6 protein-coding genes and 1 riboswitch are annotated in these 6,624 nt (G+C 71.8%); of the genes, 2 read left to right on the plus strand and 4 right to left on the minus strand.

What is annotated here, in order from left to right; genetic code table 11:
* Together GBZ26_RS25335 and GBZ26_RS25340 are read right to left on the minus strand one after the other, a co-directional pair.
* Positions 1 to 642 (minus strand): branched-chain amino acid ABC transporter permease (locus GBZ26_RS25335; RefSeq protein WP_174441211.1); only part of this gene is annotated, 642 nt, incomplete at its 3' end.
* A 7-nt stretch (positions 643 to 649) separates the two neighbouring features.
* Positions 650 to 1,792: an ABC transporter substrate-binding protein gene (locus tag GBZ26_RS25340; RefSeq protein WP_174441212.1), complete on the minus strand. Its 1,143-nt coding sequence runs from the start codon at positions 1,790 to 1,792 to the stop codon at positions 650 to 652.
* A 69-nt stretch (positions 1,793 to 1,861) separates the two neighbouring features.
* A riboswitch (TPP riboswitch) is annotated at positions 1,862 to 1,959 on the minus strand.
* 160 nt (positions 1,960 to 2,119) lie between these two features.
* On the opposite strand from GBZ26_RS25340, the gene GBZ26_RS25345 reads away from it, so the two are divergent.
* On the plus strand, positions 2,120 to 2,497 hold the full coding sequence (locus GBZ26_RS25345) for an STAS domain-containing protein (RefSeq protein WP_174441213.1): 378 nt from the start codon (positions 2,120 to 2,122) through the stop codon (positions 2,495 to 2,497).
* Between the two features lie 4 nt (positions 2,498 to 2,501).
* On the opposite strand, the gene GBZ26_RS25350 is transcribed toward GBZ26_RS25345, so the two are convergent.
* Positions 2,502 to 3,398 carry a DMT family transporter gene (locus GBZ26_RS25350; protein WP_174441214.1) on the minus strand — a complete coding sequence of 299 codons (897 nt, stop codon included), beginning with the start codon at positions 3,396 to 3,398 and terminating at the stop codon, positions 2,502 to 2,504.
* Positions 3,399 to 3,613: 215 nt separating this feature from the next.
* Here GBZ26_RS25350 and GBZ26_RS25355 point away from each other — a divergent pair, with 215 nt between their 5' ends.
* A complete protein-coding gene (locus tag GBZ26_RS25355) occupies positions 3,614 to 5,248 on the plus strand; it encodes a phytoene desaturase family protein (protein ID WP_246653576.1) in 1,635 nt (544 codons plus the stop codon).
* Positions 5,249 to 5,257: 9 nt separating this feature from the next.
* On the opposite strand, the gene deoA is transcribed toward GBZ26_RS25355, so the two are convergent.
* Positions 5,258 to 6,624 (minus strand): thymidine phosphorylase (gene deoA, locus GBZ26_RS25360; RefSeq protein WP_345772071.1); only part of this gene is annotated, 1,367 nt, incomplete at its 5' end.

The raw sequence follows: 6,624 nt of genomic DNA on the forward strand, positions 1-6,624 counted from the left end.
GTAGCGGTTGGCGAGCAACAGCCCCGCCGCCCCGGCAAAGGCCGTGCCCAGCGCGAAGGTGATCAGGATCATCGCCGTCACCGGCACGCCGCAGGCCCGCGCCATCTCCGGGTCCTGCGCCGTGGCGCGCAAGCGGCGGCCGAGCTGGGTCCGCCCGAACAGCCATTGCTGCCCGGCGATCAGCAGAGCGGCGACGGCGATGATCGCCAGCGACTGCTCCGCCACCACCAACCCGCCAATGTCCAGCGCCCCGCCACCCAGCAGCGGCGGGGCCGCCCGCGGCTCCGGCCCGAACAGGACGGAGGCGCCGTTCTGCAGGATGATGCCCGCCGCGATGGTGCTGATGAAGACCGCCACCGGCGGGCGGCGGCGCAGCGGCAGATAGGCCGCCGCTGCCAGCACAAGACCCAGCCCGGCCATCAGCAGCAGCACCACCGGCAGCAGGAGAAGCCCGGGCAGCGGCAGATAGCCTGGTAGATAGGGCGCCAGCGCCACGCCGAGCAGCCCGCCGGCCATCACGAGATCGCCCTGCGCGAAATTCACCGCCGCGGTGGCGTTCAGCACCAGCACGAAGCCCAGCGCGACCAGCGCGTAGGCCGCACCCAGGGCCAGGCCGTTGACGAGAAGCTGCAGGGTGATCAAGGCGTGCTCACTTCACCATCCCGGTCACCACGCCGGTCACGTTGTCGTAGCGCTTGGCGATCGCCGGCACGCGCGAGGCGCCGTCGTAGCAGACGATCACGGCGGAATGCGCCATGTTGCCCTTGCCGTCCGACTTGTAGGTCATGGCGAGGCCCTGATGGGTCCCGGAGGACAGGGCCCTGCGGACGGCTTCCGCGCTGTCGGCACCGCCCTGCACCGCCGCCAGCACCATGCGGATGCCGTCATACTGGCCGAGCGCGAAGGCGTCGGGCTCCGCGTTGAAGGCGGCGCGGTAGGCGGCGGTGAAGGCCTCCACCTCCGGGCTGCCGCCGGAGACCGGCGAGGCCGCCGTCTCGGCGCAGACGCCCTTCAGCTCGGCCGGCTCCAGAAGCGCCGCGGTGCTCGGCTGGTGCATGGCGGAGCCGGCGACGATGGGCACGGCCACCCCGTTGGCCGCCGCCTGCCGGATGAACAGGGCGGTCGGACCGGAATGGAGATGCAGCACCAGCACGTCGGGCTTGGCGGCCAGCGCCTTGGTCAGGACCGGCAGCAGATCCTTGGCGGCGGGGTCCACCCCCTCCTCGAACACCGGCTCGACACCGAGCGTCTTGAAGGCCTGCTCCAGATGGGCCTTGCCGCTCTGCCCGTAGGCCGTCGTCTGATAGATCACGGCCGGACGCTTCTTGCCCAACTCCTCCGTCACATAGCGGGCGTGGGCCTCCTTGGTCACGGCATCGCCGGGGAAGAAGCGGAAGACCCAGGGATTGCCCTGCTCGGTGATGCTCGCCGTGCCCGACACGGTGACCAGCGGAATGCCGTAATCCTGGGCCAGCGGCAGCATCGCCAGCATCTGCGTGCCCAGCATGCTGGCCGCCACCGCGGTGACCTTGCCGCCCGCCGCGCGTTCCAGCGCCGTGACCGCGGCCTCCGGCGAGGTGCCGGTGTCGATCACCTCCGACCGCACCGCCACGCCCGCGGGCGCGTCCTTCAGCGCCAGGACGGCGCCGTTGCGCTGGCTCGTCCCCTCCAGCGACAGGAAGCCGGTCAGCGGCACCAGCACGGGGACCGAGGCCTCGCCCGCCCGCGCCGCACCGGACAGGAGGGACGCCGAAAAGACTGTTGCCGTGAGGATGGAAAGGAAGCGCCGCATCAATGTGTCTCCTCCTGCCCGGCGAAGAACCGCGCGAGGACGAGGAGGCCAGGGGTGTAGCGGCGGCACAGCCTCGAACGCTTGGCTCCCTTCGCTGGCATGACCCAGATCAGGTTCGATGGGTGTGGTCTCAGCCCGCCTTGCGGCAGGCACCCCAGCCGTTCGTATGCACAGTGTGAGCCCGACGCCCGGCTGTCAAGCGACGGTCCGCCGCCATTTCACAATTTCGCAACGCAACAGACACCGCAGAGTCGCGCTTCCCGTGGTTCCTTCCACCACCCCGGCCCGCGCCGGACCGCAGTTCCAACTGGAAAGTCTCCTAGAAGCATGCGGCCCATCCCGTCGCACAGCACCGTCACCCTTCACCCCTTCGCCACGGCTCAGGGCGGATGCGGGCTACGCGCCCTCCTGTCGGGGCGGGTCGACCACGCGGCCCTGCCCTGTCTGACGCCCCTGCTCCGCCGCGTCGCGGACGCGCGGGCCCTGACGCTGTGCGTCGACCTGGGGCGGGTCGAATTCCTCGATTCCTGCGGCATCGGCATTCTGCTGGCGCTCCGCGATGCGGTACTTGACCGCGGCGGCGCCATCGCCTTCGAGAATCATCCGCCGCGGATCCGGCGCGTCCTGGAGCGCAGCCGGATCGTCGCCCTGACGGACTCCCCGCGCGTTGTCGGGAGCGTGCTGGCGCTTTCCGCCGCCGCCTGACCCGTCAGCCGCCGCGGCGCCGCGTTTCCCGATAGAGGATGTAGAGCCCGCTGGCGATGATGATCCCCGCACCGGCCAGGACCGTGGGAGTCGGCACGTCGCCGAAGACCAGGAAGCCGAGCAGGGTCGCCCAGATCATCCCCGTATACTCAAAGGGCGCCACCACCGCGGCGCGCCCCAGGCGGAAGGCCTGGGTCATCAGCACCTGCGCCGCCCCGCCCAGCGTGCCGACCAGAAGCATCAGCCCGAGGTCGAACCCGCCCGGCTGCACCCAGTCGGGGATCGCCGCCACGCCGCTCACCACCGTGGTGGTCAGCAGCAGATAGACGACGATGGCCGTGTTGCTCTCCGTCCGCGACAGGCCGCGCACCGCGATCATCGCCAGCGCGTAGAAGAAGGCCGCGGCCACGCCGACGAGAATCGGCAGGAGCGGCGCATCGGCCTCCGGGCGGGCCATCACCACCACCCCGCCGAAGCCGACCAGCACCGCCGCCCAGCGCCGCCAGCCCACCGGCTCGCCGAGCAGCGGCATCGACAGCGCCGTGATGAACAGCGGCCCGGCGAAGCTCAGCACATAGACCTCGGCCAGCGGCAGATGCCGGAAGGCGTAGAAGAAACAGCCCATCGACAGCAGCCCGGCGAGCGAGCGGAAGACGTGGGCGACGGGCCGCCGCGTGCGCATCCCGCCCCAGCCGCCGCGCGCCACCGAAATGCCGCCGACCAGCACCAGCGCCACCACCGACCGCGCGAACATGAGCTGCGCCACCGGATAGCCGCTGCTCAGATATTTGATGAGCGTGTCCATGCCCGCGAACAGGAAGATGGCCAGCACGAAGCAGCCGATGGCGCGGCGGGTGTCATCGTTGTTTTCGGCGGCGGCAAGAGCGGCGGCTTGGGTCATGATTGCACAGTATCTGAGCAACCATGACGCTGCCCAATGCCGCAACCGCAGATCTGGCCCGCGCCACATCGCCCGGAAAAGGCACCGGCGTTTCCCGCTTCGTGAATCGACGTGCGGGCGATTGGCGAAGCGGAACCGGCCTTTCGCGGATCGGCGCTGGCCCCGCCCGACGCTTTGGACAGTCTGGCGGGCGTCACCACCCCAAAGGGTCCGCCATGCCGACCATAGCCTCGCTCAATGCCACACTCGCCACCAAGGTGAAAGCCGCTGCCTGCCGTTTCCTGCCGGAGCGGGTCATTGCCCCGATCCTTGCCCGCCGTCTGGCCGAGCGGGAGCCTCACCCTTGGCCCGCGCCCGTCGTCCTTGGGCAGGAAACGGCGAAGGACGGTGTCGTCGTCGTGGGCGCCGGCATCGGCGGGCTGACCGCGGCGGCCCTGCTGGCGGAGGCCGGGGTCCGCGTCACCGTCCTGGAGGCGCACGACCGGCCGGGCGGCTACTGCTCCTCCTGGGAGCGCAGGGTACGGCTGCGCGACGGGACGGTGGGGCGTTTCACCTTCGACGCCGGGGTGCATGACGTCAGCGGCACCCGTCCCGACGGCCCGGTCGGGCATCTGCTGCGCACGGTGGGCGTGGCGGACCGCGTGCCCTGGCACCCGGTGACCCGCGGCATCGTCCGAAGCGGTGTTCTTGAGCCGCTGCCCGGCGACGCCGCGGGCCTGGCCGCCTTGATCGCGCGGGAGCATCTCGGCAGCGCCGCCGGGGCCGCCGCCTTCCTGGAGGAGATGCGCGGCGTCCACCGCGACCTCTACCGCGGCTGTGCCGAGACCGGCCTTCCCCACATCCCGCGTAACGTCGCGGCGATGCGCGCCTACCCGCTGGAGTGCCCGCAGGCCTTCCGCTGGCAGGACCGCGGCTTTCTGGAGATGCTGGAACACTATGTGCCTGATTCCGGAGCCCGCGCCCTGCTGTCCAGCCTGACCGGCTATCTGTCCGACCAGCCGGAGCGGCTGAGCGCCACCCAGATGGCGCCGATCTTCGGGTACTTCTTCGACGGCGGCGCCTACCCGGAGGGCGGGTCGCAGCGGCTGGCCGACGCGCTGGTCGAAGCGATCCGCGCCAAGGGCGGCGAGGTCCGGCTGCGCACCCCCGTCCGCCGCATCCTGGTCGAGGGCGGCAAGGTCGCCGGCGTCGAGACCATGGACGGGGAGCGCATCGCCGCCGCCGCGGTGATCTCCAACGCCGACGCCCGGCGGACCCTGCTGGAGCTGGTGGGGAAGGAGCATCTGCCCGCCGGCTTCGTGGAGCGATACCGGGCGTTGCGTCCCACGACCTCCGCCTTCCTGGTCACGCTGGCTCTGGACGTCCTTCCCGATCTGCCGGCGATGACTTTCCTAAAGGATGCAGGGATGGCGCTGGCCCTGCCCTCCGCCCATGACGCAACTCTGGCGCCGCCGGGCTGCGCCTCGCTGACGCTGATGCGGCTCGACCCGGCGGGCGGCGCCTGGGACCGCTCCGCCCCCGGCTACCGCGCACGAAAGACGCGGGAGGGTGACGCCATGATCGCCGCCGCCGCGGCCGTGATCCCGGATCTGGAGCGCCACATCCTGCACCGGCAGGAGGCCAGCGCCGCCACCTTCGCCCGCTACACCCACACGACGGAGGGGGCGATCTACGGCACCGATCCGGCGCTTCCCACCAAGTCGCCGGTGCCCGGCCTGGTGCTGGCCGGCGGCGGGGTCTTTCCCGGCCCGGGGGTGGAGGCCTGCGTCATCTCGGGCCGCCTCGCCGCGGAGGCTCTGGTGGGGCCGGTGCGGGCGCGACAGGCCGAGGTTGGACGCCGCGCCGCGTGACTCCAGCCCTTAAAGCCGAATGCGGTCGGCGATCAGCGGCCCGGCCGGCGGGGCGGTGTCGGCCACGGTGAAGGCCCGGCGGAGCAACGCCGCCGCCTCTTCCGCCTGCGCCGCGCTGCGGGCGTGGACGACGGCGAGGGGGCGTCCGGACGGTCCCACCGAAGCGCCCAGCCCGGCCACGTCGGCGAGTCCGACCGCGAAGTCGATGGGATCGGTCGTCTTGGTCCGCCCGCCGCCCAGGGCCACCACGGCGATGCCGACCGCCCGCACGTCGATGGCCGCAACCACGCCGGCCCGCTCGGCGAAGACCGGCTGGACGACGGGGGCGGCGTCCAGATGGCGGTCCGGCGCGTCCAGCAGGTCCGCCGGGCCGCCCAGCGCGTGGACCATGCGGGCGAAGCGCTCGGCGGCCTGCCCGCTCGCCATCGCCTGGTCGAAGCGGGCGCGTCCTTCGGCAGTGTCGTGGGCCAGCCCGGCCAGCACCAGCAGCTCGGCAGCCTGGGCGGCGGTGACCTCGTAGAGCCGGGAGTCGGCCGTGCCGCCGCGCAGGATGTCGATGCACTCCCGCATTTCCAGCGCGTTGCCGGCGGTCCGGCCCAGCACCTCGTTCATGTCGGTCAGCAGGGCGACGGTGGGCAGCCCGGCGCCCTCGGCCACGGTGACGAGGCTTTCGGCCAGCTCCCGCGCCTTGGCGATGTCGGGCAGGAAGGCGCCGGAGCCGAACTTCACGTCCATCACCAGCGCGTCCAGCCCGGCCGCCAGCTTCTTCGACAGGATGGAGGCGGTGATGAGGTCGATGGTCTCCACCGTCGCCGTCACGTCGCGGATGGCGTAGAGCCGGCGGTCGGCGGGCGCGATGTCGTCGGTGGCGCCGATCACCGCGCAGCCGACCTCCTTCACCACCCGCTCCAGCGTCGCCCGGTCGGGCTTGGCGCGGTAGCCGGGGATGCTTTCGAATTTGTCGAGCGTGCCGCCGGTGTGGCCCAGCCCGCGGCCCGAGACCATCGGCACGAAACCGCCGCAGGCGGCCAGCGCCGGGGCGAGGATCAGGCTGACCTTGTCGCCGACGCCGCCGGTCGAATGCTTGTCGACCACCGGGCCGGGCAGGTCCAGATGGTCCCAGCGCATCACCGTCCCGGAATCCCGCATGGCCAGCGTCAGGGCCACCCGTTCCTCCAGCGTCATGCCGCGGAAGAAGACGGCCATGGCGAAGGCCGCCGCCTGCCCTTCGGTGACGGAGCCGTCGGTGATGCCGCGCACGAAGGCGCCGATCTCCGCCGCGTCCAGGCGTGCGCCGTCGCGCTTCTTGCGAATCAGTTCCTGGGGAAGCATCCGTGCGTCCGTTCCGTGGTCGGGTCTGTCGCGCGGTTCAATAG

Source organism: Azospirillum formosense (assembly GCF_013340925.1).
Lineage (GTDB): Bacteria > Pseudomonadota > Alphaproteobacteria > Azospirillales > Azospirillaceae > Azospirillum > Azospirillum formosense.

Excerpts from the sequence above, each read along its gene's own strand:
- GBZ26_RS25340 (WP_174441212.1), bottom strand. The coding sequence starts at position 1,792 with ATGCGGCGCTTCCTTTCCATCCTCACGGCAACAGTCTTTTCGGCGTCC.
- GBZ26_RS25345 (WP_174441213.1), top strand. The coding sequence starts at position 2,120 with ATGCGGCCCATCCCGTCGCACAGCACCGTCACCCTTCACCCCTTCGCC.
- GBZ26_RS25350 (WP_174441214.1), bottom strand. The coding sequence starts at position 3,398 with ATGACCCAAGCCGCCGCTCTTGCCGCCGCCGAAAACAACGATGACACC.
- GBZ26_RS25355 (WP_246653576.1), top strand. The coding sequence starts at position 3,614 with ATGCCGACCATAGCCTCGCTCAATGCCACACTCGCCACCAAGGTGAAA.